The sequence below is a fragment of the Streptomyces sp. NPDC027185 genome, assembly GCF_055567035.1.
Map to the genome: position 1 here is coordinate 267639 of NZ_JBVHRF010000008.1, position 24358 is coordinate 291996.

General features: G+C 73.6%; 19 protein-coding genes. 10 read left to right on the forward strand and 9 right to left on the reverse strand.

What is annotated here, in order from left to right; all coding sequences use genetic code 11:
* The first annotated feature begins 213 nt into the window (after positions 1–213).
* The 7 genes from ACZ4M8_RS25500 (at position 214) to ACZ4M8_RS25530 (ending at position 5499) form a co-directional block, all read left to right on the forward strand.
* Positions 214–1332: a SchA/CurD-like domain-containing protein gene (locus ACZ4M8_RS25500; protein ID WP_467611066.1), complete on the forward strand. Its 1119-nt coding sequence runs from the start codon at positions 214–216 to the stop codon at positions 1330–1332.
* Between the two features lie 77 nt (positions 1333–1409).
* Positions 1410–1844, forward strand: coding sequence for a cupin domain-containing protein (locus ACZ4M8_RS25505; protein ID WP_399095237.1), 435 nt, complete (start codon positions 1410–1412; stop codon positions 1842–1844).
* Positions 1841–3109 carry a beta-ketoacyl-[acyl-carrier-protein] synthase family protein gene (locus tag ACZ4M8_RS25510; RefSeq protein ID WP_467611068.1) on the forward strand — a complete coding sequence of 423 codons (1269 nt, stop codon included), beginning with the start codon at positions 1841–1843 and terminating at the stop codon, positions 3107–3109. The genes ACZ4M8_RS25505 and ACZ4M8_RS25510 overlap by 4 nt, the downstream gene beginning before the upstream one ends.
* Positions 3106–4350, forward strand: a complete 1245-nt coding sequence (locus tag ACZ4M8_RS25515; RefSeq protein ID WP_467611070.1) for a ketosynthase chain-length factor — start codon at positions 3106–3108, stop codon at positions 4348–4350. The genes ACZ4M8_RS25510 and ACZ4M8_RS25515 overlap by 4 nt, the downstream gene beginning before the upstream one ends.
* A gap of 17 nt (positions 4351–4367) precedes the next feature.
* Entirely contained in the window at positions 4368–4625 is a 258-nt protein-coding gene (locus ACZ4M8_RS25520; RefSeq protein ID WP_467611072.1) for a phosphopantetheine-binding protein, read from the forward strand.
* Position 4626: 1 nt separating this feature from the next.
* Positions 4627–5106 (forward strand): SRPBCC family protein, encoded by a 480-nt coding sequence (locus ACZ4M8_RS25525; protein WP_467611074.1) that lies wholly within the window; start codon positions 4627–4629, stop codon positions 5104–5106.
* A gap of 60 nt (positions 5107–5166) precedes the next feature.
* Positions 5167–5499, forward strand: a complete 333-nt coding sequence (locus tag ACZ4M8_RS25530; protein WP_467611076.1) for a TcmI family type II polyketide cyclase — start codon at positions 5167–5169, stop codon at positions 5497–5499.
* A gap of 77 nt (positions 5500–5576) precedes the next feature.
* Here ACZ4M8_RS25530 and ACZ4M8_RS25535 read toward each other — a convergent pair whose 3' ends face one another.
* The gene (locus ACZ4M8_RS25535) at positions 5577–6635 is read right to left on the reverse strand and encodes a methyltransferase (protein WP_467611078.1); all 1059 of its coding nucleotides are present in this window, start codon (positions 6633–6635) and stop codon (positions 5577–5579) included.
* Between the two features lie 34 nt (positions 6636–6669).
* On the reverse strand, positions 6670–7722 hold the full coding sequence (locus tag ACZ4M8_RS25540; protein WP_467611080.1) for a right-handed parallel beta-helix repeat-containing protein: 1053 nt from the start codon (positions 7720–7722) through the stop codon (positions 6670–6672).
* Between the two features lie 182 nt (positions 7723–7904).
* Here ACZ4M8_RS25540 and ACZ4M8_RS25545 point away from each other — a divergent pair, with 182 nt between their 5' ends.
* Complete coding sequence (locus tag ACZ4M8_RS25545; RefSeq protein ID WP_467611082.1) at positions 7905–8414, forward strand: mycothiol transferase; 510 nt, start codon at positions 7905–7907, stop codon at positions 8412–8414.
* An 86-nt stretch (positions 8415–8500) separates the two neighbouring features.
* Here the strand turns inward: ACZ4M8_RS25545 and ACZ4M8_RS25550 are convergent, their stop codons facing one another.
* From ACZ4M8_RS25550 to ACZ4M8_RS25560, 3 genes are all read right to left on the reverse strand, one after another.
* A complete protein-coding gene (locus ACZ4M8_RS25550) occupies positions 8501–9778 on the reverse strand; it encodes an aspartate aminotransferase type Ic (RefSeq protein ID WP_467611084.1) in 1278 nt (425 codons plus the stop codon).
* Positions 9779–9913: 135 nt separating this feature from the next.
* A complete protein-coding gene (locus ACZ4M8_RS25555) occupies positions 9914–10750 on the reverse strand; it encodes a family 1 encapsulin nanocompartment shell protein (protein WP_467611086.1) in 837 nt (278 codons plus the stop codon).
* Positions 10751–10755: 5 nt separating this feature from the next.
* Positions 10756–11739: a Dyp-type peroxidase gene (locus tag ACZ4M8_RS25560; RefSeq protein ID WP_467611088.1), complete on the reverse strand. Its 984-nt coding sequence runs from the start codon at positions 11737–11739 to the stop codon at positions 10756–10758.
* 331 nt (positions 11740–12070) lie between these two features.
* Here ACZ4M8_RS25560 and ACZ4M8_RS25565 point away from each other — a divergent pair, with 331 nt between their 5' ends.
* On the forward strand, positions 12071–14380 hold the full coding sequence (locus tag ACZ4M8_RS25565; protein WP_467611090.1) for an FdhF/YdeP family oxidoreductase: 2310 nt from the start codon (positions 12071–12073) through the stop codon (positions 14378–14380).
* 46 nt (positions 14381–14426) lie between these two features.
* Here the strand turns inward: ACZ4M8_RS25565 and ACZ4M8_RS25570 are convergent, their stop codons facing one another.
* From ACZ4M8_RS25570 to ACZ4M8_RS25585, 4 genes are all read right to left on the reverse strand, one after another.
* A complete protein-coding gene (locus ACZ4M8_RS25570; protein ID WP_467611092.1) occupies positions 14427–16187 on the reverse strand; it encodes an FUSC family protein in 1761 nt (586 codons plus the stop codon).
* Between the two features lie 231 nt (positions 16188–16418).
* Positions 16419–18941 carry an ATP-dependent Clp protease ATP-binding subunit gene (locus ACZ4M8_RS25575; RefSeq protein ID WP_467611094.1) on the reverse strand — a complete coding sequence of 841 codons (2523 nt, stop codon included), beginning with the start codon at positions 18939–18941 and terminating at the stop codon, positions 16419–16421.
* 133 nt (positions 18942–19074) lie between these two features.
* Positions 19075–20229 carry an aromatic ring-hydroxylating oxygenase subunit alpha gene (locus ACZ4M8_RS25580; RefSeq protein ID WP_467611096.1) on the reverse strand — a complete coding sequence of 385 codons (1155 nt, stop codon included), beginning with the start codon at positions 20227–20229 and terminating at the stop codon, positions 19075–19077.
* A gap of 138 nt (positions 20230–20367) precedes the next feature.
* Entirely contained in the window at positions 20368–22821 is a 2454-nt protein-coding gene (locus ACZ4M8_RS25585) for a GcvT family protein (RefSeq protein WP_467611098.1), read from the reverse strand.
* A gap of 362 nt (positions 22822–23183) precedes the next feature.
* Between ACZ4M8_RS25585 and ACZ4M8_RS25590 the strand changes: the two genes are divergently transcribed.
* Positions 23184–24350: an NAD(P)/FAD-dependent oxidoreductase gene (locus tag ACZ4M8_RS25590; RefSeq protein WP_467611100.1), complete on the forward strand. Its 1167-nt coding sequence runs from the start codon at positions 23184–23186 to the stop codon at positions 24348–24350.
* The last annotated feature ends 8 nt before the right edge of the window (positions 24351–24358 follow it).

Here is a 24358-nt window from a genome sequence, read left to right on the forward strand (position 1 = left end):
CGGTGCGTACGGGCTGGATTTCCCCTGCTGACAGGCGATTCGATCATGCTTCACCCGCATGGGTCACAGATCTCGCGGACCCCGTGGGAGCCGTCCACGATCGACAAGACGGCCGCCCCAGGTGCGGGGCCGTCGGCGACCGCTGGGCACGACGCCCCGGCGCACCGGGCCTGACGGCCCCTCACACGATCTGCCGCAAGGAGTTGCGTAGCGATGACCATGCTGTCGGAACGAATATCTCAGTCCGCCTTCGACGGCTCGCGCCTGCGGGTCGTCCTGCTCCTGGACCTTCACGACGGCGCCCAGCAGCGCTTCCTCGAAGCGTACGAACACCTCTGCAACCAGGTCGCCTCCGTCCCCGGTCACCTCTCCGACCAGCTGTGCCAGTCCATCGAGAACCCCTCGCAGTGGCTGATCACCAGCGAATGGGAGAGCGCCCCGCCGTTCCTCGCCTGGGTCAACAGCGAGGAGCACGTCGACATGGTGCAGCCGCTGCACGGCTGTGTCCGTGACACCCGTTCGCTGCGGTTCAGCGTCATGCGGGAGACCGCCCACGGCGCGGACTCCACCCCCGAGCCCGTGAAGGGCAACTTCCCCGCCTCCCCCCGCGTCGGCGACGGCATCGTCCGGCACGCCCTGACGTTCACCGTCAAGCCGGGCAGTGAACCGAAGGTCGCGGAGATCCTGTCCGGTTACACCTCGCCCGAGGCGCGGGTCGACGACACCACCCGACTGCTGCGCACCACTCTCTTCCTGCAGGGCAACCGGGTGGTGCGCGCCGTCGAGGTGCAGGGCGACCTGGTCGCCGCGTTGCGGTACATCGCCCAGCAGCCGGAGATCCGGCGGGTCGAGGAGGAGATCAACCCGTATCTGGAGCAGGACCGGGACCTGTCGGACCCGAACTCCGCGCGGATGTTCTTCACCCGTGCCGCGCTGCCCGCGGTGCACCATGTGGCGGCCGGTACGGCGACGCCCGCCGACGTCTCCCGCCACGCGCTGTGCTACCCGGCCCGGGAGGGCTGCGGGATGGCGCTGGCGCGGCTGCTGGCGCAGCAGGACGAGGCGGCGGCCGACGACCCGGCGAGCCCCGTCGCCGCCAGCACCGTCTTCCAGCGCGACGACATCGTCGTCCGCCTCGTCGATCTCACCGCTCCCCCGGAGCGTGATCCGGCGGCGGTGCTCGGCGTCCGCGGCCCCCGCAAGACCGAGGTGCTGCGGCGGCTGCTGGACACCGGCGCGGCGGGCGACCTCTCCGACGACCGGGCGCTGGCCCGCTTCCTGACCCGCTGCGACATGCGGCTTCTCACCGACCGCCGGTCCCCGCGGCCCTGACCGCGCCCGGTACGCCGCCCGGCCGCGCGACGGCCGGGCCGCTCCCCACCATCCCGCACATCTGGAGGAAGAAAGTCATGAGCACGCACCGCCCACGCATCGTGGACCTCGGCGAGACGCAGCCCAACCGCCGGCGCGGAGGTGACCTGCGCGCGATGCTGACGCCCAGCGCGGTCGGCGCCACGAGCGGCTTCATGGGCATGGCGCTCATCGAGCCGGGCGAGCGCATCGGCGAGCACTACCACCCCTACTCCGAGGAGTTCGTCTACGTGGTGGACGGCGCCCTGGAGGTCGATCTGGACGACGAGACGTACCCGCTGGTGCCGGACCAGGCGCTGCTGATCCCGCTCGGGGTGCGGCACCGCTTCCGCAACGTCGGGGACGTCCAGGCGCGGATGGTGTTCCATCTGGGGCCGCTGGCGCCGCGTCCGGAGCTGGGTCACGTCGACACCGAGGTCACCGAAGCCGCAGCCCAGGCGGGCCCACCGGAACGAACGGAGGTGGTTTCATGAGCCGCCGGGTCGCGGTCACCGGTATGGGGATCGTGGCGCCGGGCGGTGTGGGTGTCCCCGCCTTCTGGGACCTGCTGTCCGCCGGGCGCACGGCGACCCGGGCCATCTCGCTCTTCGACGCGACGGGGTTCCGGTCCCGCATCGCCGCCGAGTGCGACTTCGACCCGGTGGCGCACGGGCTGAGCGGTGAGCAGATCGCCCGCTCGGACCGGTACGTGCAGTTCGCGCTGGTCGCGGCCGCCGAGGCACTGCGTGACGCCGGTCTGGACATGGCGGCGCAGGACCCGTGGCGGGTCGGGGTGTCCCTGGGCACCGCGGTCGGCGGCACCACCCGGCTGGAGAGCGACTACGTGGCGGTCAGCGCGGCCGGCTCCCGCTGGGACGTCGACCACCGGCCGTCCGGGCGGTACCTGGAGCGGGCGTTCGCACCCAGTTCGCTGGCGTCCGCGGTGGCCGAGGAGGTGGGCGCCCGCGGGCCGGTGCAGACCGTGTCGACGGGCTGCACCTCCGGTCTCGACGCGATCGGGTACGCGTTCCACACGATCGAGGAGGGCCGGGCCGATGTGTGCGTCGCGGGCGCGTCGGACTCCCCCATCTCCCCGATCACGGTGGCGTGCTTCGACGCGATCAAGGCCACGTCGCCCAACAACGACGACCCCGAGCACGCCTCCCGGCCGTTCGACGCGCACCGCGACGGCTTCGTGATGGGTGAGGGCGGCGCCGTCCTCGTCCTGGAGGAGCTGGAGCGGGCGCGGGCCCGCGGCGCCACCGTGCACTGCGTCATCGGCGGCTACGCGACCTTCGGGAACGCGTACCACATGACGGGGCTGACGCAGGAGGGCCTGGAGATGGCCGAGGCGATCAACCACGCCCTCGACCACGCCCGGCTCGACGCCACGGCGGTCGACTACGTCAACGCGCACGGGTCGGGCACCAAGCAGAACGACCGGCACGAGACCGCCGCGGTCAAACGGTCCCTGGGGGCGCACGCCCGCAAGGTGCCGATGAGTTCCATCAAGTCGATGGTGGGGCACTCGCTGGGCGCGATCGGCGCGATAGAGATCGTCGCGTCGGTGCTGGCGCTGGCCCATCAGGTGGTGCCGCCCACCGCCAATTACGAGACGCCGGACCCGGAGTGCGATCTGGACTACGTCCCGCGCACGGCCCGGGAGGCCCGGCTGCGGTCCGTGCTGTCGGTCGGCAGCGGGTTCGGCGGCTTCCAGTCCGCCGTGGTCCTCACCGACCCGGGAGGGAGAGTGTCATGAGCGCAGGTGAGCGACGCCGCTGCGCCGTCACCGGCATCGGTGTGGTGGCCCCGAACGGCACCGGCACCGAACCGTTCTGGAAGGCGACCCGGGAAGGCGTCAGCGTGCTGGACCGCGTCACCCGGGAGGGCTGCGGGCAGTTGCCGCTGAAGGTGGCGGGCGAGGTCCGCGACTTCGACCCCGGCGGGCTGGTGGAGGAGCGGTTCCTGGTCCAGACGGACCGCTTCACGCACTTCGCGATGGCGGCGGCGGACCTCGCCCTGGAGGACGCCGGGCTGGTGCCCGACGAGCGCCGTTCGCCGTACGCGGTGGGCGTGGTGACCGCCGCGGGCTCCGGCGGCGGCGAGTTCGGCCAGCGGGAGCTGCAGCACCTGTGGGGCCAGGGCCCGCGCCATGTCGGGCCGTACCAGTCGATCGCGTGGTTCTACGCGGCGAGCACCGGTCAGGTCTCCATCCGCGGCGGCTTCAAGGGGCCGTGCGGGGTGGTCGCGAGCGATGAGGCCGGTGGTCTGGACGCGCTGGCGCACGCCGCCCGCACCCTCGCGCGCGGCACCGACGCCGTGGTGGTGGGCGCCGCGGAGGCGCCGCTGGCGCCGTACTCGATCGTCTGCCAGCTCGGGTACGAGGACCTCAGCCTGGTGCCCGACCCGGAGCGCGCCTACCGGCCGTTCACCTCCTGGGCCTGCGGGTTCGTGCCCGCCGAGGGCGGCGCGATGCTCGTCGTCGAGGAGGAGCGGACGGCACGGGAGCGGGGGGCGGCGGTGCGCGCGACGGTGGCGGGGCACGGGGCGACGTTCACCGGCGCGTCCCGGTGGGCGGAGTCCCGGGCCGGTCTGGCGCGGGCCATCGAGGTCGCGCTGGCGGAGGCGGAGTGCGCCCCGGAGGAGATCGACGTGGTCTTCGCCGACGCGCTGGGCGTGCCGGCGGCCGACCGCGCCGAGGCGCTGGCGCTCGCCGACACGCTCGGCGGGCACGCGGTGCGGGTCCCGGTGACCGCGCCGAAGACCGGGACGGGGCGGGCGTACTGCGGCGCCCCGCTCCTGGACACGGCGGCGGCGGTGCTCTCCCTGGAACACCAGGTGGTGCCGCCGACGCCGAACGTCGTGGACGTCTGCCACGACCTGGACGTGGTGACCGGCCGGGCGCGCCCCGCCGAGCTGCGCACCGCGCTCGTGCTGAGCCGGGGGCTGATGGGTTCGAACGCGGCGCTGGTGCTGCGGCGGGCCGGCGACGCCCTCTGATGAGAAGGAGAACTGCCATGACCGAACGACTGACCTTCGACGAACTCGCCGCGCTGATGAAGTCGGCGGCCGGCGTGACCGTCGACCCGAAGGAGATGGCGACCCGCCCCGACGTGCCCTTCGCCGAGCTGGGTCTCGACTCGCTCGGCCTGCTCGGCATCGTCGGTGAGCTGGAGAACCGCTTCGCGCACCCGATGCCGGAGGACGCCGAGCGCTGCCGTTCCCCGCGTGACTTCCTCGACCTCGTCAACACCGCATCCCCGACAGGAGCCTGACATGCCCGGCCACACCGAGAACGCCATCACCATCGCCGCCCCGCTCGACCTGGTCTGGGAGATGACCAACGACCTGGAGAACTGGCCGCAGCTCTTCAGCGAGTACGCGTCGGTCGAGATCCTCTCGCGGGAGGGCGACACCACGACGTTCCGGCTGACGATGCACCCGGACGACTCCGGCAAGGTCTGGAGCTGGGTGTCGGAGCGCACCTGTGACCGCGAGGCGCTGAGCGTGCGCGCGCGCCGCGTCGAGACCGGTCCGTTCGCGCACATGGACATCCACTGGACGTACACGCCGAACAAGACCGGCACGACGATGCACTGGACGCAGGACTTCGCGATGAAGCCGCAGGCGCCCGTCGACGACCAGGGCATGACCGACCACATCAACCGCAACTCGCGGATCCAGCTGGAGCTGATCCGCGACAAGATCGAGCAGCGCGCCCGGGAGCTGCGCGGCGCCTCCGTCCCCGCCAACTGACGGGCCGCGGGCCCGCGTTCGCACGCGCCGCCCCGAGGCGGCGGGAAAGGTACCTGACCGATGCACCACGCACTGATCGTCGCCCGGATGGCTCCGGAGTCGGCGCCGAAGATCGCGGATGTGTTCGCCGCGTCCGACCGGACGGAGCTGCCGCGGCTGGTCGGCGTCACCCGGCGGACGCTGTTCCAGTTCGGCGATGTGTATCTGCACCTCATCGAGTCGGAACGGCCGCCCGGTCCGGAGATCGCGAAGGTGACCTCGCACCCGGAGTTCCGCGCCATCAGCGACCGGCTGTCGTCGTTCGTCAGCCCGTACGACCCGCAGACGTGGCGCGGGCCGAAGGACGCGATGGCCCATCAGTTCTACCGGTGGGAGAGCACGGGTCCGAACTGACCGCCGCCACCGCAACGGGCCGCCCGCCGGGGAAGTTCCCCGGCGGGCGGCCCGTTGTCGCGGTGGCGCGGGTTGCGTCAGTGCGGGACGGTGCAGTCGAAGGCGTGCAGGTACGGGTTGACCTCCAGGATGTCGTGGAGGACGAGTCCGGCCTCGGTCATCCGCTGCACCAGGCTGTCCTTGGTGTGCTTGGCGCCGCCGACGTTGAGCAGGAGCAGCAGGTCCATGGCGGTGGTGAACTTCATGGACGGGCTGTCGTCGACGAGGTTTTCGATGATGACGACGCGGGCGCCGGGCGCGGCGGCGTCCATGACGTTGCGCAGGGTGCGGCGGGTGGACTCGTCGTCCCACTCCAGGATGTTCTTGATGAGGTAGACGTCGGCGCGGACGGGGAGGGCGGTGCGGCAGTCGCCGGGTACGACGGTGGCCCGGTCGGCGAGCGCCCCGCCGTCGCGCAGCCGCGCGTCGGCGCCGGCGACGACCGCCGGGAGGTCGACGAGGGTGCCCTTGAGGTGCGGGTGTTTCTCCAGGAGGGCGGCGAGGACGTGGCCCTGGCCGCCGCCGATGTCGGCGACGGTGGCGGCGCCGGAGAGGTCGAGGAGGTCCGCGACGTCCTGGGCGGACTGCCGGCTGGAGGTGGTCATCGCCCGGTCGAAGATCTGGGCGGAGTCGCGGGCGTCCTGGTGCAGGTAGGTGAAGAAGTCCTTGCCGTAGAGGGTGTCGAAGACGTCGCGGCCGGAGCGGACGGCCTCGTCCAGCAGCGGCCATGCCTGCCAGGTCCACGGTTCGGTGCACCACAGGGAGATGTGGCGCAGGCTCTGCGGGGTGTCGTCGCGCAGCAGCCGGGACATGTCGGTGTGCGCGAAGGTGCCCTCGTCGGTCTCGGTGAAGATGCCGTAGCAGGTCAGGGCGCGCAGCAGCCGGGCGAGGGGCCGGGGTTCGGTGCCGACGGCGGCGGCGAGCGTCTCGGCGGTGGCGGGGTCCTCCCCCAGTGCGTCGGCGACGCCGAGCCGGGCTGCGGCGCGGACGGCGGCGGCGGGCGCGGCGCCGAAGATGATCTCCCGGAGCTGCATGGCCGCCGGGGGTGCGGGCGGCTGCTGGGCGGGGGGTTGGGGTGGGGGGCTGACGGTGGTCATGGGGTCTCGTCTCTCCTGGTGGGGCGGGCGGGGATCAGCACAGCCCCGCGGGCTGCGAGGTGCGGCAGGCGTTGCGGGTGAAGTGGTTGCTGGTCGCGGTGTCGCGGTTGGCGAGGTCGGGCTCGTTGCCGCTCAGGATGTTGCCGCTGATGTCGTTGCGTTCGTTGCGGACGCCGACGAAGCTGCGGAAGAGGACGATGCCGCCGGCCAGCGGGGAGTCGCCGGCGTTGTTCCGTACCAGGTTGCGGGTGACCTCGGTGTCCTCGGCACCGGTGAGGACGATGCCGGCGCCCTGGAGGGCGGGCAGGCGTTTGGTGGCGGCGCACTTCCTGGTGTTCTCGGAGACGTTGTTGTCGCGGACGGTCAGGGCGCCGCCGCGGGGGCGGGACTCGTCGCCCACGACGAAGACGCCGCTGCAGTTGCCGGTGACGGTGTTGAGGGCGATGTCGAGGTGGCGGACGCGGCGGGCGGTGATGCCGATGCGGTTGCCGGTGACGGTGTTGCCGCGGATGTCGGTGCCCTCGGTGTCGAGGGCACCGCCCTCCTCGTCGACGGTGTTGGCGACGAAGATCCCGGCGTCGCCGTTGCCGGTGGCGGTGTTGCCGCGCAGCGAGGACCGGACGGACTCCTGCTGGGCGATGCCCCACTGCCCCATGTCGCGGGCGGTGACGTCGCGGACGCTGAGCCGGTCGGTCCCCGACGCCCAGACGCCGCTCTTGCGGAAGCCCTCGACGGTCAGGGAGCGCAGCGCGACGTCCGCGACGCGGTGGCCGGGGGTGCCCAGTACGCAGATGCCGTTGCCGTCCTTGCCGCAGTCGTCCGCCGCACGGGTGGCGGCGGGCCGCAGCACGGTGCGCTCCCCCGCGCCGCGCAGCGTCAGCGGCTTGTCGATACGGACGGACTCCCGGTACGTGCCGGGGGCGAGGTGGATGGTGTCGCCGGGCTGCGCGGCGTCCACGGCTTTCTGGATCGACTCACCCGGACGGACGGTGTGCGAGGGGTCGGCCTGACCGGGCGGGGCGGCGGCCACGCCGGTGACCAGCATCGTCACCAGACATCCGGTGGTTGTCAGTTGTCGTTTCACCATGAGGCGAAGCTATGGGCGCGCGCCGGGCCCCGCCACATGTGGTAACCCGAGGGGCACACAGCGTGCGCGACCGGGTGGTGGCGTTCCCCCGGTGGTGGCCCGGACACGGCCCGCGCATCATGGAACGGGCCCGTCACGCGGGGCCGTGCGTCCGGCCCCGCCTTCCCCTCCAGGAGCCGCGTATGAGCGCCGGAACGGAACTGCTCGTCGACGCCTTCGGGCGGATCCGGGAGACCGTCGAGGAGGTGGTCGGCGGGCTGAGGCCGGAGGAGTTGGCGACGTCGCCCGGTGGTGGCGCCAATCCGATCGCCTGGCTGGTGTGGCACCTCACCCGGGTGCAGGACGACCACATCGCCGACGCCGCCGGCACCGAGCAGGTGTGGACGGCGCAGGACTGGGCGCACCGCTTCGGGCTGGCGCTGCCCGCGTCGGACACCGGGTACGGCCACTCCCGGCGGGAGGTGGCGAAGGTCCGCGACCTGACGTCACGTCAGCTGCTGGGCTACCACGACGCGGTGCACGCGGTGACCGTCCGCTTCGTCGAGGATCTCCAGGTCAAGGACCTGACCCGGGTGATCGACCGGTCCTGGGACCCGCCCGTCACCCTCGCCGTCCGGCTGATCAGCGTGATCAGCGACGGCCTCCAGCACGCGGGGCAGGCGGCGTACGCACGGGGCCAGCTGGGCGGGTGAGACGGGTACGGGCCGGGCCCGCCGCCTTCTGCTCGCGGCGGGCCCGGCCCGTGTCACACCCCGTGGGGCGTCAGCTCTGCGGGGTGTCAGCCCTGCGCGGCGGCGCGCTGCTCGTAGCCGACCAGGCGGACGCAGACGGCGAGGCCGTGGATGGCGGCCTCCAGTTCGGCGAGGCCGGGGTAGCTGGGGGCGATGCGGATGACGGCGTCGCGCGGGTCGTCGCCGTACGGGTGGGTGGCGCCGGCCGGGGTCAGGACGATGCCGGCCTCACCGGCGCGGCGGACGACCTCCTTGGCGCAGCCGTCGGGGACGGTGAGGGTGACGAAGTAGCCGCCCTTGGGCGCGGTCCACTCGGCGAGGCCGGTGGCGCCCAGCTCGGCGTCGAGGATGCGGGCCACCGCGGCGAACTTGGGCGCCAGCACGGCGCGCTGGCGCTCCATGTGGGCGCGGACGCCGTCCGCGTCGCGCAGGAACAGCACATGGCGGAGCTGGTTGATCTTGTCCGGGCCGATCGAGCGCTTGCTGTTGTTGGCGAGCAGCCAGGAGACGTTGGCGGGCGAGGAGCCGAAGAAGGCGACACCGGCGCCGGCGGCGGTGATCTTCGAGGTGGAGCCGAAGACGAAGGCCCGGTCGGCGTGGCCGCTCGCCTCGCAGGCGGCGAGCAGGTCGGCGATCTCCACCTGCTCGTCGGTGAGGTGGTGGGCCGCGTAGGCGTTGTCCCAGAAGATGCGGAAGTCGGGGGCGGCGGTGGGCATCGCGGCGAGGCGGCGGACGGTCTCGTCGCTGTAGACGATGCCGTCGGGGTTGCTGTACTTCGGGACGCACCAGATGCCCTTGACGGCCGGGTCCTCGGCGACGAGGCGCTCGACGGTGTCCATGTCGGGGCCGTCGGCGGTCATCGGCACCTGGATCATGTCGATGCCGAACCGCTCGCAGAGCGCGAAGTGACGGTCGTAGCCGGGGACCGGGCACAGGAAGGCGATGCGCTCCTGGTCGACCCAGCGGGACTCGGCGCCGGGCAGCACGCTCAGCAGGGCGTGCACCAGGCAGTCGTGCATCAGCTCCAGGCTGGAGTTACCGGCCGCGAGGAGCTGCGGTACGGGGACCTGGAGCACGTCGGAGAAGATCTCCCGCAGCTCCACGAGGCCCTGGAGCCCGCCGTAGTTGCGGACGTCGGTGCCGTCGGCGGCCGTGTGCCGTCCGCCGGGCAGGCTGAGCAGGTCCTCGGAGAGGTCGAGCTGCTCGGGGGCCGGCTTGCCGCGGGTGAGGTTGAGGGCGAGCCCGCGGCCGGCGAGGTCCTTGTAGTCACTCCGTGCCTGCTCAAGGAGCTCGCTGAGGGTGGCGTCGCTCAGCTCGGTGGTCATGGTGTTTCCTCTCGACCGCGATGTTGCCGGATGGCTCGTCTTGCCCTGCCGAGGATACAAACCGCCGGTCGGAGGGTGTCGGGCGCGGTCGGGCCGGGACCGGGACGCGACGGGGAGCGGCGCCGGAGGGCCCCGTCAGGAGCCCTCCGGCCCCTCCAGGACGACCACCGCTTCGTCGGTGTACGCCAAGAACGTCAGCGTCTCCTGGAGGTACAGCTCGATGCCGTGCGCGTCGTGCGCGGTGTAGCCGATCGCGACGTCCTGGCCGAGCCGGAGGGTGAAGTCGCCGCCCCGGGTGGAGAGGACGAACGCGCCCTTGACCGCGGGTGCCCAGATCGGCTTGCCGTCCAGGATCCGGGCGAGGTGCGCGGCGATCGGGTAGCCGTGGTCGGAGGTCTCGCTGACCGCGGTGTACGCGTCGGCGCCGAGCAGCAGCGCGTACGGGCCGTCGACACCGGCCAGCCGCAGCGCGGTCAGCGCCCCGCTGACCGCGTCGGGGTAGTCGCGCGCCTCGGCGGGCAGCCGCAGCACCGGGTTGGAGCTGCGGGCGCGCAGTCCGTCGATGCCGGCCGCCGGGTAGCCGTCGAAGACCGCGTGGTCTTCGGCGAGGGCCAGGGCGCGGGCGGCGTCCTTGACCGGCTGCCAGTCGGAGTCCTGCGCACCGCGTTCGACGTCGTCGACGGCGGCGCGGGTGACGGTGAAGGCGCTGCGCAGTTCGACCAGGGGCCGGGCCTCGCGCAGCCGGGCGGTGACGCCGCGGGCGGGCGGTTCGACGCCGGTGGTGTGGCCGGTGCCGACGGCGGCGAGTTCCGGTCCGGCGGCGTCGGGGACGTCGACGACGCGGCGCCCGGCGACGTGGCGGCGGAAGGTGCGGCGGGCCTCCTCCTCGATCTCCGCCCACGCCTGCGGGGTGATGGGGGCGAGTTCACGGTGCAGGTTGTCCGTGCCGTGGGGCGTCGTGGGGTCGGTCATGGCGCTCAGGTTCCTTTCAGGCTGCCGATGTGCAGGGAGCCGCCCGGGGCGGCGGCGCCGGTCGGCGGGTCGGGCAGGTCGTCGAGGAAGTCGGCGGTGGGGACGTGGAAGAGGCCGCCGGTCACGGCGGTGGAGAAGTCGAGGATGCGGTCGGTGGTGCCCGGCGGGTCGCCGAGGAACATGTTCCGCAGCATCCGCTCGGTCACCTCGGGGGTGCGGGCGTAGCCGATGAAGTAGGTGCCGAACTCGCCCTGTCCGACCCGGCCGAATGCCATGTTCTCCCGGACGATCTTCCGTTCGGTGCCGTCGGCGTCGGTGATCGTGTTGAGCGCGACGTGCGAGTCGGCGGGTTTGACGTCGTCGGGCATCTCGACGTTGTCCATCTTGCCGCGGCCGATGACGCGCTCCTGTTCGTCGACGGTGAGTGCCTGCCAGGCGGCCATGTCGTGGAGGTATTTCTGCACGATCACATAGCTGCCGCCGCGGAACTCCGGGTCCTCGTCGCCGATGTACACGGCGTCGTCGGCGGCGGTGTCGGTGGGGTTCTCGCTGCCGTCGACGAAGCCGAGGAGATCGCGGGTCTCGAAGTAGCGGAAGCCGTGGACCTCGTCGACGACGGTGACGGCGGAGCCGAGGCGGTCGGTGAGCAGCCGGGCCAGTTCGAAGCAGAGGTCGGGGCGGGAGGCCCGGAGGTGGAAGAGGAGGTCGCCGGGGGTGGCCGGGGCGCGGTGGCGGGGGCCGTGCAGGGGCTGGAAGGGGTGCAGCTCGCGCGGGCGCGGGCCGGTGAAGAGCCGGTCCCAGGCGGCGGAGCCGATCCCGGCGACGCAGGTCAGACCGGCTTCGGCGCCCCGGAAGCCGACCGAGCGGACCAGCCCCGACAGATCCTGGAGGGCGTCGCGGACGGCGCTCTCACCGCCGGGGCCGATGGTGGCCACGAGGAAGACGGCGGCGCGGGCGGGCAGCCGGACGACGGACTGTGAGGTGACCATGGAGCTCCCGGCGGGCGTACGGGCGGGGCCGGGGCGAACCCCCGGATCGGACCAAAAGCCTTCAAGAACGGCAAAAAGCATGGAACGGGCTCAGCGTATCCGCGGCCGCCACCGCACGCAGTCGGGCGCCGCGCCGCGACCGCCGTCCCCCGAGGTGTCCGCGCCGGGCCACGCGGCACCGGCGGGGCGGCGGCGCGCCGGTGCCGTACGCCGCCCCGGGCAAACCCGCGCGCCGTCGCCCGCCCCGCCTCGCCCCGCCCGCTCCCCCGCCCTAGCCTGACCGCAAGGGCCCGCTGCGGGCCGCCCCCGGACGAGGGAAAAGGTCGACACGGTGAGCACCTTCGAGGAGCCGGAACAGCCGACGCACCAGGTGGGGCCCGACCCCGAGGGCGAGCCGTCCTTCCGGCCCTACCACCACCCCGCCGCCGGATGGGGCGCGGCGAAGAGCGTGACCCGGGTCCTGGCCCGGGAGAAGCAGTGGGTGGACGGACCGCGCGCGATCATGCGGATGAACCACGAGAGGAGCGGCTTCGACTGCCCCGGGTGCGCCTGGCCGGACGACACCAAGGGCCTGCACCTCGACATCTGCGAGAACGGCATCAAACACGTCACGTGGGAGATGACCCGCAAACGCGTGGGCCGGGAGTTCTTCGCCGCGCACACGGTCACCGAACTCTCCTCCTGGAGCGACTTCGCCCTGGAGGACCAGGGCCGGCTGACCGAGCCGATGGTCTACGACCCGGACACCGACCATTACGTACCGATCAGCTGGAAGGACGCGTTCGCGCTGTTCGGCCGGGTGGTGCGCGGACTCGACGGTCCCGGCCGGGCGTCGTTCTACACCTCCGGGCGGCTCGGCAACGAGGCGACCTTCCTCTACCAGCTGATGGCGCGGGAGCTGGGCACCAACAACCTGCCGGACTGCTCCAACATGTGCCACGAGGCGAGCGGCCGCGCCCTGACGGCGTCCCTGGGCACCGGCAAGGGCACCGTCGACCTCAAGGACTGGGAGGCCACCGACGCGCTCTTCATCATGGGCGTCAACGCCGCCTCCAACGCGCCCCGGATGCTCACCGCACTCGCCGAGGCGTACGACCGGGGCGCGCAGATCGTGCACATCAACCCGATGGTCGAGGCCGCCGCCACCCGTACGATCGTGCCGCACGACTTCACCGACATGGCGCTGTTCAAGGCGACGCGGACCAGCACCCTCAACCTCCAGGTGCGCATCGGCGGCGACATGGCGCTGCTGCGCGGTATGGCCAAAGCCGTCCTGGAACAGGCGCGGACCGACCCCAAGGCGCTCGACCAGGAGTTCATCGACCGGCACACCACCGGCTTCGCGGCGTACCGGGAGCTGTGCGAGGCCACGCCCTGGGAGGAGATCGAGCGGCAGTCGGGGCTCTCCCGCGGCGACATCCTCAAGGCGGCGCGGATCTACGGTGACGCCGACCGGTCGATCATCAGCTGGTGCCTGGGCGTCAGCCAGCACGAGCACGGCGTCGACACCGTCCGGGAGATCGTCAACCTGCTGCTGCTCCGCGGCAACCTGGGCCGCGAGGGCGCGGGTCCCTCCCCCGTCCGCGGCCACAGCAACGTGCAGGGCAACCGGACCTGCGGGATCGACCACCGGCCCGACGACGCGTTCCTCGACCGGCTCGCCGAGATCTGCGGTATCGAACCGCCGCGGGAGCACGGACTGGACACCGTCGCCACCATCGAGGCGATGCACCGCGGCGAGGTGGAGGTCTTCGTCGGCATGGGCGGCAATTTCGCCCTCGCCGCGCCGGACACCCCGTACACCTTCGCGGCGCTGCGCACGTGCGCGCTGACCGTGCAGGTCAGCACCAAGCTCAACCGCAGCCATCTCGTCCACGGCAGGCAGGCGCTGATCCTGCCGTGCCTGGGCCGGACCGAGAAGGACCGGCAGCGCGGCGGGGTGCAGTCCACCTCGGTCGAGGACTCGATGAGCATGGTCCACCTCTCCGTCGGCATGAAGCGCCCGGCCTCGCCGCACCTGCTGTCGGAGCCCGCGATCATCGCCGGGCTGGCCCGCGCCGCACTGCCGGACAGCGCCACGCCCTGGGAGTGGTACGTGGAGGACTACGACCGGATCCGCGACACGATGGCGCAGGTCCTGGACGGTTTCGAGGACTTCAACCGGCGGGTGCGGCTGCCGCTGGGCTTCCGGATCAAACAGCCCGCGCGGGAGCTGGTGTTCCGTACCCCGTCCGGGGCGGCGGAGTTCTCCACCGCCCCGCTGCCGGACGTGGTCCCCGCGCCCGGGACGCTGGCGCTGGGCACGATGCGCTCCCACGACCAGTGGAACACCACCCTGTACTCCGACAACGACCGCTACCGCGGCATCCGCAACCTGCGCACGCTGGTCTTCATGAACGACGACGACATGCGCGAACGCGGGATCGCGGAGTTCGACCCGGTGGACATCACCGCGACCGCGAAGGACGGCACCACCCGTTCCCTGAACGGCTACCTCGCCGTCCCGTACGCCCTGCCCCGGGGCTGCGCGGCCGGGTACATGCCCGAGATGAACGTACTGATCGCGGTCTGCGACTACAGCGTCCAGAGCGATCAGCCGCTGATGAAGCATCTGAAGGTGACCATCGCACCGGCGGCGTGAGGGGCCCGCGCCTCACCCGGGAGCCGGTGCCCACCCGGGTACCGGCTCAGACCCGGGTGAAGCGCTCCAGCAGCAGATGGGCGCGGGTCTCGGCGGCGACGAGTTCGGCGGGGTCCACCTCCGCCCGCCATATCTCGCCCGCCGCGGCGTCGTCCGCCTCCCGCAGTTCGACGACGGTCACCGCCAGCCGCGCCTGGACGTCCGCGAACGCCGCCGTCCGGCCGCCGGCGAGCACCCGCTCGGCGTCCGCGGCGGCGGCGTTGCACGCGGTCAGCGCCCGCCGCGCCCGCAGCACGGCGCGGTCGTGGACGACCAGCAGACCGCAGAGCAGTCCGACGGCGATGCCCAGGACGCTGGCGAGGGCCCGGTCGGCGACGAGCGTGCCGGCGGACTCCGGTGCGGTCAGATCGGTCATCAGCAGCGCCAGCGGGGTCAGGAAGACCACGCCGAGGCCGTAGTTGCGCGCCACGACGTACTCCAGCAGGAATTCCAGCACCACGATCACCGCGACCAGCGCGCCGGCGCCCGGGTGGAGGGCGAGCAGCGCCAGGGCGAGGACCAGTCCGGCGGCCGTGCCCAGGGTCCGCTGCACGGCGCGCTGCGTCGCCGTCCGGACGTTGATCGAGTGCAGCACGGCGGCGGCGGACACCGCGGCCCAGTAGCCGTGCCCGAGGCCCAGCGCCAGGGCCGCGCCGCCCGCCAGACCGGTGCCGAGGGTCATCCGCAGCGCCGGGACGAGCAGCACGGAACGGTGGCCGGGGCCGCCGGGGTGGCGGCCCGCGACCAGTTCGGCGGCGCGGAGTTCGGCGGCGCGGAGTTCGGCGCCCGGCGGCGCGGTGCCCGCCCCGGGGCCGCCCGCCGTGGCCGGGGCGGACCAGGAGGCCGGTCCGGGCAGCAGCCGCGGTACCCGGCGCCGCCGGTCGGCGAGGACGCGGGCCTGGCGGCGCAGGTGGCGGGCGAGCAGCGTGGGGTCCTCCGGCGGCCGGCGCGCGGAGCTGATCAGCAGCGACCAGGACAGATCGGTGAGGTGGACGCAGACCCCGCCGTGGCGCTCCCCGCCCGCCGACCGCGGCAGCAGACCGAGGGAGTGGTGGGCGCGGAGCACGGCGGCGGTCGCGCGGTGGCGCCGCCGCCCGTCGTGGTCCGGCCCGGGGGCGTCCCACAGGTCGGCGAGGGCGCGGAGCGCGGCGGCCACCGCGAGGCGCTGCGGGCGGTCGGGGTGGACGAAGCGGCCCGCCATGGCCAGTGCCCAGGAGAGGGCGGCGCCCGCGGCGGCCAGCGCGGTGTGCGCCAGGACGTCGGCGGGGCCGGCGGTGCCGTTGGCCGCGGCGGCGAACGCGAAGAGCAGCAGGACGGCGCCGAGGCCGCCGAGCCGGGCCGCGTCGCAGGCGTACTTGGCGGCGCCCGCGACCAGCGCCGTCGCGGCGACCACCACGGCGGCGCCGGCCCCGGAGTCACCGGGCCGGGCCCAGGCGGCGAGCGCGGAGCCGCCGCCGACGCACGCCGTCATGGCGAGGGCGACCAGCGCCAGGGCGGGGGCGCGCCGCCGGTAGGGCAGGTTGCGGCCGAAGGTGGTGGTGAAGCCGCCGAGCATGGCGTAGACGGCCTGTTCGGTACGGCCGGTGGCGGCGAGGGCCAGTGCGGGCAGCGCCATGGCGAGGGCGGCGCGCAGCGCGAAGGTGAACGCGCCGTCCACCGGGTGCAGGGTGAGGGAGCCGCGCGGGGAGAGTACCCGCAGCACTCCGGCCGCGGTCTGCCGCCGGCCGCGCGGGCGGCCGGCGCGGCCGTCGTCACCGGTCGGGCTCATGAGGGGGTGCGGGGGTCGGGCGGGCGAGGCGGCTGGTGCATCTCTCCGGTTTCCGGTGGTGGGCGGGTGCTCTTGGACAACCCGGCCGCCGGTACCGGAATTCCGCGCTCCGTTCGCCGTCGGCGAAACCCCGGGATCGGCCGTGCCCCTTCTGACCTGCGACGTCGCGCCGGAAGCGGCACGCGGCCGGGCCCGCGCCAGGTGGCGGGCACGCCCGCGGGGCCGTCCGCTCTACGCCGCCGCCCGCTCCCCGGCCTCGGCGCCCTTGCGGACGGTGCAGTGCAGGGAGTCGTCCTCGCCCACGTCGGCGACGATGGTGTCGCCGGGCCCTGCCTCGTCGGCCAGGAGCAGCGAGGCGATCCGGTTGTCCAGCTCGGTCTGGATGGTGCGGCGCAGCGGACGGGCGCCGAACTCCGGCTGGTAGCCGTGGGCGACCAGCAGTTTCTTCGCCGCCTCGGTGACCTCCAACGTCATGTCCTGGGCGTGGACACGGCGCTGGCTGCGGTCGAGGAGGTGGTCGACGATCCGGGTCAGATCGTCCTCGGTGAGGCTGTGGAAGAGGATGATGTCGTCGATCCGGTTGAGGAACTCCGGCAGGAAGCGCGCCCGCAGGTCCTCCATCAGCTCGTCCTTCAGCTCCGAGACGTCACCCTCGTGCGCGATGATCCGCTGGGCGCCGATGTTGGACGTCATGATGACGACGCAGTGGCGGAAGCTGACGGTGCGGCCCTGCGCGTCGGTGAGGCGGCCGTCGTCGAGGATCTGCAGCAGGGTGTTGAAGATGTCCGGGTGGGCCTTCTCCACCTCGTCGAAGAGGAGCACGCAGTACGGGCGGCGGCGCACCCGGTCGGTGAGCTGACCGGCCTCCTCGTAGCCGACGTAGCCGGGGGGCGCCCCGACGAGCCGGGCGACGGTGTGCTTCTCCTGGAACTCGCTCATGTCGAAGCGGATCATGCGGTCCTCGTCGCCGAAGAGGAGTTCGGCGAGGGTTTTGGCGAGTTCGGTCTTGCCGACGCCGGTGGGGCCGAGGAAGAGGAAGGAGCCGACCGGCCGGTTGGGGTCGCCCATACCGGAGCGGTTGCGGCGGACCGCCTCGGAGACGGCGGTGACGGCCTCGCTCTGGCCGACGATCCGCTCGTGCATCGCGTCCTCCAGCTTGAGCAGCTTCTCCTTCTCCCCGGCGGTGAGCTGGGCGACGGGGATGCCGGTGCGGCGGGAGACGACGTCGGCGATGTCGTCGGCGGTGACGGAGACGACGCCCTCGCGGCGCTCCTCGATACCGGCGAGTTCGCCCTCCGCCTCGGCGATCTGCTCCTTCAGGGCGGACGCCTTGGCGAAGTCCTCGGCGGCGACCGCCTGGTCCTTCTCGCGCCGCAGTTTGGCGAGGCGGTCCTCGCGGCTGACGACCTCGGTGGAGCGTCCGGCGCTGCGCAGCCGTACCCGGGCGCCCGCCTGGTCCATCAGGTCGATGGCCTTGTCGGGCAGGAAGCGGTCGGAGACGTAGCGGTCGGAGAGTTCGGCGGCCGCGGTCAGCGCGCCGTCGGCGAACCGGACCTGGTGGTGCGCCTCGTAGGAGTCGCGCAGCCCCTCCAGGATCTGCACGGTCTCCTCGACGGTCGGTTCGGGGATCATCACCGGCTGGAAACGGCGCTCCAGGGCGGCGTCCTTCTCGATGTGTTTGCGGTACTCGTCGATGGTGGTGGCGCCGACGACGTGGAGTTCGCCGCGGGCCAGTGCGGGTTTGAGCATGTTGCCGGCGTCCATGGCGCCTTCACCGGCGGCGCCCGCGCCGACGACGGTGTGGAGTTCGTCGATGAAGAGGATGATCTCGCCCTCGGCCTGCTGGACGTCCTCGATGACCTTCTTCAGCCGCTCCTCGAACTGGCCCCGGTACTGCGCCCCCGCGACCATGCCGGACAGGTCGAGGGCGACGACCCGCTTGTCCTTGAGGGTCTGCGGGACCTCACCGGCCACGATGCGCTGGGCGAGCCCCTCGACGATGGCGGTCTTGCCGACGCCGGGTTCGCCGATGAGGACCGGGTTGTTCTTCGAGCGCCGGGAGAGGATCTCGACGGTCTGCTCGATCTCGTCCGCCCGTCCGACGACGGGGTCGAGCTTGCCCGCCTTCGCCTCCTCGGTGAGGTCGCGGCCGTACTCGTCGAGGGTGGTGGCAGGGGGTTTGGCGGCGGCGGGGGTGCCCTCGGCGCGGGCCGCCTCCTCGGCCTGCCGCCGCACCTTGTCGACGTCGAGGTCCTCGGCGCGCAGCAGCCGGGTGGCGCCGGATCCGGCGCCGGGCCCGGAGGTGTCGAGGAGCGCGCCGAGGATGTGCTCGGGGCCGATGTAGGAGACGCCCGCGGCCTGGGAGCGGTCGTAGGCGCTGGTCAGAGTGCGTTTGGCGGCGGGGGTCAGGCCCGGTTCGGCGGAGGGTTCGCCGGATTCGCGGGGCAGTACGGCGGCGATCTTGTCGCCGAGGCCGTCCGGGTCGACTCCGGCGCGGGCGAGGAGGGTGCGGGCCGGTTCGACCTTGGTGGCGGCCCACAGCAGGTGTTCGGTGTCGAGGTCGGAGGTGCCGTCCTCGGCCGCCCGGCCCGCGGCCAGGTTGATCAGTTCCTGGGAGGAGTCGGTCAGCAGCCGCCCGATGGGGACCCGCTGGACGGCGGGCGGCGAGGACGCCGGGGACATTCCGAAGAACCGGTTCAGCAGCTCACTGAACGGGTCGGACGCGCCGAAAGCGGAACCGAACGGCATCGACATGTCTGCTCCTGGTGCGTGGGGGGTTCTCCTCACTCAAGCGCGGCCCCGGGTGCTCCGCAAACGGAGCCGGGGCCCGCCCCCCCGGCGCGGACCGCCCCGCCGCACCGGTCGGTGTGCCGCCCGCCGCCGCAGGTCAGGAGGGGTCGTCCGCGAGGGCGTCGGTGACCCAGCGGTGGAAGGCACCGATGTGGTGTTCGCTGGGGACGAGGACGCCGCCGTCGCGGTAGGCGCGGGAGTCCATGGCGGGCTGGGTGCGTTCGCAGGCGGCGAAGTCCTGGGTGTTGACGCGGTGGAACAGCTCGACCGACGGGGTGAGGTCGGCGCCGGACGCCAGGACCTCGGGCCGGTAGAGCCAGTCGCACTCGACGGTGGTGCGGTCGGCGGCGGACGGGAACATCCGGTGGACGATGACGTGGTCCGGGACGAGGTTGACGAAGACCTGCGGGCGCAGGGTGAGCGCGTAGTAGCGGCGGTCCTGGGTGTCGTCGATGCCGGGCAGCCGGCCGAAGCCGCCGGTGCCGTCGACGGTGAATCCCTCGGCCGTCTCGGCGAAGGCCGCGCCGTGGCCGACGTGGTACTGGGCGGCGAGTCCGTCGGCGAACTCCGGGAGTACGTCGGTGAGTTCGGGGTGGATGGTGGCGCAGTGGTAGCACTCCATGAAGTTCTCGACGACGAGTTTCCAGTTGGCGCGGACGTCGTAGGTGATCCGGCGGCCGAGGGCGAGGTGGGCGGTGCCGTAGCGGTCGAGGGCGGTGGCGTCGCCGAGGCGTTCGGTGGCCGCGGCGATGACGGTGTCCTCGAAGGACGGGGGCGCGTCGGCGAGGCACACCCAGAGGTAGCCGAGCCATTCCCGCAGGTGGACGGGGATCAGTCCGCGTTCGGTGCGGTCGATGCCGGGCATCTGCCCGAGATTGGGGGCGGCGGTCAGGCGGCCGTCGAGGCCGTACGTCCAGGCGTGGTAAGGGCATTGCAGGGTGCGGCGGACGGTGCCGCTCTCCTCGGTGCACAGGCGGGCGCCGCGGTGGCGGCAGATGTTGAGGTGGGCGCGGGCCTCGCCGTGCCGGTCGCGGACGAGCAGCACGCTCTCCCGGCCGACCTGGACGGTACGGAAGGCGCCGGGCCCGGCGAGATCGGTGGCGCGGACCGCGCAGAACCACCGCCGTTCGAAGATCCGCTCCTGTTCGCGGCGGAAGACGGCGGGGTCGGTGTAGGCGGCGCCGGGCAGCGTGGCGATCAGCTCGCCGCCGGGCGCGCTCGCCCGCGGACCGGTGAGAGGCGTGGCGGTCATCTTCGTTCTCCTCGGGCGGGGGCGGTCCGGCGGGGGTGCGGCGCGGGCCTGGTGCGGACGGGGGCGGCGGTACGGGCCGTACGGGCAAGGCGTTCCGGACGGCGCTGACGGGCCGGTGCGGCCGTGCGGGCGGCGGGCTCAGCGGTGGCGGCGGGCCGCCTCCGGGGCGACGAGGGGTTCGGCGGTGACGGTCGCGGCGAGCAGGTCACCGAAGTAGCCGACGTGGACGGCGGTGCCGGGTGCGGTGTGCGCGGGGGGCAGCCAGGCGTGGGCGACGCAGCGGCCGGCGGTCGGACCGTGGGCGGCGGAGGTGACGTGACCGGCCGCCTCCCCGGCCACGTACACCGGTTCACCGCCCAGGACGGCGGCGGCCGGGTCGTCGAGGGTGAGGCAGACCAGGCGGCGCCGGACGGCGCCTTCGCGTCCGGCGAGGGCGGCGCGGCCGAGGAAGTCGCCCTTGTCCGGGCGGACGGCGAAGCCGAGGCCCGCCTCGTACGGGTCGTCCTCGCAGGTCATGTCGTGGCCCCAGGCACGAAAGCCCTTCTCCAGGCGGAGGCTGTCCAGGGCGGCGCGCCCGGCGGCGACGGCGCCGAGGCCGCGGCCGGCCTCCCACAGTGCGTCCCACAGACAGCGGCCGAGGTCGGCGGTGGTGTACAGCTCCCAGCCCAGCTCCCCGGCGTAGGAGACACGCTGGGCGAGGACCGGGACGGGGCCGAGGTGGGCGCGGCGGGCCCGGAAGCGGCCGAAGCCCCGGTGCGAGAAGTCCCCGTCGGCCAGCGGCTGGACGAGGTCGCGGGCGCGCGGGCCCCAGACGCCGATGCCGCAGGTGCCCGCGGTGAGGTCGCGGACGCGGACGTCCGCGGGGGCGTGGTGGCGCAGCCACACCAGGTCGGCGGCGCTGTTGGCGCCGATGCGGAAGCGGTCCTCGGCCAGGCGGGTGACGGTGAGGTCGGAGCGGATGCCGCCGTGCGCGTCGAGCAGCAGGGTGTACGTCACCGTTCCCGATGGCCGGTCGAGTTGATTGGTCGTCAGGTACTGCAGGAAGGCGAGCGCGCCGGGCCCCTCGACCTCCAGGCGGCGCAGCGGGGTGAGGTCGTACAGGCCGACGCGTTCGCGGGTGGCGCGGGCCTCGGCGACGCTCACCGGCGACCAGTGGCGGGCCGCCCAGGCATCGCGCGGAGGCAGGTCGAGGCCGTCGGCGAGCGGGGCGTTCGCCTCGTACCACTGGGGGCGCTCCCAGCCGCCCGACTCCAGGAAGTACGCGCCGAGTTCCCGCTGCCGGTCGTGGAAGGGGCTCACCCGCAGCGGGCGGGGGCCCGCGGGTGGCTGGAGGGGGTGGACGACGTCGTAGACCTCGATGAAGCTGCGGACGGCGCGCTCGGCGGTGTACGCGGGTGAGCGCTGGGCGCCCTCGAAGCGGTGCGGATCGCAGGCGTGCAGGTCAAGGGTGGAGTGACCGTCGGTGATCAGTTCGGCGACGGCGCGGGCGGCGCCCGCGGAGTGGGTGACCCAGACCGCCTCGGCGAGCCAGAAGCCGCGCGGCGTGGCCGCCTCGCCGAGGAGCGGCATCCCGTCCGGGGTGAAGGAGAAGACACCGTTGAAGCCGTCGGCGATCTCCGACGTACCGAGTGCGGGCAGCAGTTCGGTGGCGTCGCGCCGGCTCGGGGCGAAGTCCTCGGCGGTGAACGGCAGCGAGGACGGCATGACGGGCGCGTCGTCGTAGGCGGGCACGGTGTACGGGTCGACGGGCATCGGGCGGTGGGCGTACGAGCCGATGCCGAGGCGGTCGCCGTGTTCGCGGAAATACAGGTCACGGTCCTGGAAGCGCAGGAGCGGGCGGACCGCATCGGCCCGCGGTCCGCCGGGGGCGGCGAGTGCGGGCAGCGGTGCGGTCGTCGCGTACTGGTGGGCGAGCGGCAGCAGCGGCACCCGCACCCCGGCCATCGCGCCGATCACCGGGCCCCAGAACCCGGCGGCGGACACGACGTGGTCGGCGGGGAAGGTGCCGCGGTCGGTGACGACGGCGGTGACGCGGCCGCCGGAGTGCTCGATGCCGGTGACGGTGTGCCGGTCCAGGACGCGGGCGCCGCGGGCGGCGGCGCGGGCGAGCTGTGCGCGGCAGGCGGGCACGGCGCGGGCGATGCCGTCGTCGGGGGTGTACCAGCCGCCGTAGAGCAGGGCGGCATCCAGCATCGGCCAGTGGCGGGCGCACTCGTCGGGGGTGAGGAGTTCCCCGCGGACGCCCCAGGAGGCGGCGAGGCGGGCCTTGCGGTGCAGGTCGGCCCAGCGTTCCGCGGTGGTGGCGATCTCCAGCCCGCCGACGGCCGAGAAGCAGGGCGCGCCGTCGCCCTCCAGGGCGGTGAACTTCTCGATGGTGTAGGCGGCGAAGCGCGTCATGGTGCGGGACGGGGCGGTGGCGAAGACCAGGCCGGGGGCGTGCGAGGTGGAGCCGCCGGGGGCCGGGAGGGGGCCTTGTTCCAGGACGGTGACGTCGCGCAGGCCACGGGCGGTGAGTTCGTCGGCGAGGGAGCAGCCGACGATGCCGGCGCCGATGACGACCACGCGGGCGTCGGTCGGGGGTACGGGAGGCATGTCCCTCCTCGGGGAGGTCGGTGCGGGCGGTGCCGGGGCGCGCGGGGCAGCGGGAGGGCACGGGGCGGCAGAGGTTCATGGTGTTGCGCAGAGCACGATCGGTTGCGCGATGAGAGACATAGTGGGAACGCGGGAGCGGCACCGTCAAGGGGTCGGGAGCGGCGGCCGGGAATCGCCCGGCGGCTCGGCGCAGCCGCTTGACGGGCCCTGGGCGCACCGGGATTCTGTTGCGCAGAACGCTCCACCGTGCGCATCGCGAAACGCTGTCCGGGTGCTGGGCGGTGCGCTGTCCGCACGTTCCGGACCGGCGCGGCGGCCACTGTCCGGCCGCCCGCCACCCGCGGCTCTTGAGGAGGACGCCCATGCACACCGTCACGGTCGTCGGCGCGTCACTGGCGGGGCTCGGCGCCGCCCGTGCGCTGCGCACCGAGGGGTACACGGGCCGGCTGATCCTGCTCGGCGAGGAGCGCCACCGGCCGTACGACCGGCCGCCGTTGTCGAAGGCGTTCCTCACCGGCGCGGCGGACGACACCGCCCTCGCGCTCACCGACGACGAGGAGACCGCCGGACTCGCCCTCGATCTGCGCACCGGCTCCCGCGCCGTCCGCCTCGATCCGCGGGCACGGTCGGTGACGCTCGCCACCGGGGAGGAGATCCGCACCGACGGCGTCGTCCTCGCCACCGGCGCCGCGCCGCGCACCCTGCCGGGACCGGTGCCCGGCGGGGTGCACACGCTGCGCACCCTCGACGACGCGCGGGCGCTGCGCGCCGCGCTGAGCGCCGGACCGGTGCGGGTGGTGGTGATCGGCGGCGGATTCCTCGGCGCGGAGACCGCCTCCTCGTGCGCCGCGCTCGGCCACGACGTGACGGTGGTGGAGGCCGCGCCGCTGCCGCTCGTCCGGCAGTTGGGCGAGGCGATGGCCCGGGTGTGTGCCGCGCTGCACGCCGATCACGGGGTGCGGCTGCTGACCGGCACCGGGGTGGCCGGTCTGCGGGCGGACGCTGCGGCGGACACCGTCACCGGCGTCGCGCTGGCCGACGGGCGGCTGCTCCCCGCGGAGGTGGTGGTCGTCGCCGTCGGGGTCCGTCCGCGTACCGGTTGGCTGGCCGGGAGCGGGCTGCCGCTCGACGACGGGGTGTGCTGCGACGCGGGCGGGGTGACGCCGCTGCCGCGGGTGGTGGCCGCCGGGGACGTGGCGCGGGCGGCGGGGGTACGCGGTGAGCACTGGAGCGCCGCCACCGAACAGGCGGCGGTGTGCGCCCGCAATCTCCTCGCCGGCCGCACCGTGGCCACCTGCCGGGCGGTGCCGTACTTCTGGTCGGAGCAGTACGGCGTCCGGCTCCAGTTCGCCGGACGCCGGGTCCCCGGGGACCTGCCGCGCGTCGTGGCGGGCTCCCCGGCCGACCGTTCCTTCCTCGCCGTCTACGAGCGGAACGGCCGCCCCACCGCCGCGCTCGCCCTCAACCTCCCGCGGCCGTTCGCCCGGCTGCGGCGGGAGTGGGGGCGGGCGGCGGAGGCGGTGGGGTGAGGCGGGCG

Coding starts and splice junctions, on each gene's coding strand:
- ACZ4M8_RS25535 (WP_467611078.1), bottom strand. CDS start 6,635: ATGACCACCGTCAGCCCCCCACCCCAACCCCCCGCCCAGCAGCCGCCC.
- ACZ4M8_RS25575 (WP_467611094.1), bottom strand. CDS start 18,941: ATGTCGATGCCGTTCGGTTCCGCTTTCGGCGCGTCCGACCCGTTCAGT.
- ACZ4M8_RS25585 (WP_467611098.1), bottom strand. CDS start 22,821: ATGCCTCCCGTACCCCCGACCGACGCCCGCGTGGTCGTCATCGGCGCC.
- ACZ4M8_RS25570 (WP_467611092.1), bottom strand. CDS start 16,187: ATGAGCCCGACCGGTGACGACGGCCGCGCCGGCCGCCCGCGCGGCCGG.
- ACZ4M8_RS25580 (WP_467611096.1), bottom strand. CDS start 20,229: ATGACCGCCACGCCTCTCACCGGTCCGCGGGCGAGCGCGCCCGGCGGC.
- ACZ4M8_RS25520 (WP_467611072.1), top strand. CDS start 4,368: ATGACCGAACGACTGACCTTCGACGAACTCGCCGCGCTGATGAAGTCG.
- ACZ4M8_RS25525 (WP_467611074.1), top strand. CDS start 4,627: ATGCCCGGCCACACCGAGAACGCCATCACCATCGCCGCCCCGCTCGAC.
- ACZ4M8_RS25545 (WP_467611082.1), top strand. CDS start 7,905: ATGAGCGCCGGAACGGAACTGCTCGTCGACGCCTTCGGGCGGATCCGG.
- ACZ4M8_RS25550 (WP_467611084.1), bottom strand. CDS start 9,778: ATGACCACCGAGCTGAGCGACGCCACCCTCAGCGAGCTCCTTGAGCAG.
- ACZ4M8_RS25590 (WP_467611100.1), top strand. CDS start 23,184: ATGCACACCGTCACGGTCGTCGGCGCGTCACTGGCGGGGCTCGGCGCC.
- ACZ4M8_RS25530 (WP_467611076.1), top strand. CDS start 5,167: ATGCACCACGCACTGATCGTCGCCCGGATGGCTCCGGAGTCGGCGCCG.
- ACZ4M8_RS25540 (WP_467611080.1), bottom strand. CDS start 7,722: ATGGTGAAACGACAACTGACAACCACCGGATGTCTGGTGACGATGCTG.
- ACZ4M8_RS25505 (WP_399095237.1), top strand. CDS start 1,410: ATGAGCACGCACCGCCCACGCATCGTGGACCTCGGCGAGACGCAGCCC.
- ACZ4M8_RS25560 (WP_467611088.1), bottom strand. CDS start 11,739: ATGGTCACCTCACAGTCCGTCGTCCGGCTGCCCGCCCGCGCCGCCGTC.
- ACZ4M8_RS25510 (WP_467611068.1), top strand. CDS start 1,841: ATGAGCCGCCGGGTCGCGGTCACCGGTATGGGGATCGTGGCGCCGGGC.
- ACZ4M8_RS25500 (WP_467611066.1), top strand. CDS start 214: ATGACCATGCTGTCGGAACGAATATCTCAGTCCGCCTTCGACGGCTCG.
- ACZ4M8_RS25555 (WP_467611086.1), bottom strand. CDS start 10,750: ATGACCGACCCCACGACGCCCCACGGCACGGACAACCTGCACCGTGAA.
- ACZ4M8_RS25515 (WP_467611070.1), top strand. CDS start 3,106: ATGAGCGCAGGTGAGCGACGCCGCTGCGCCGTCACCGGCATCGGTGTG.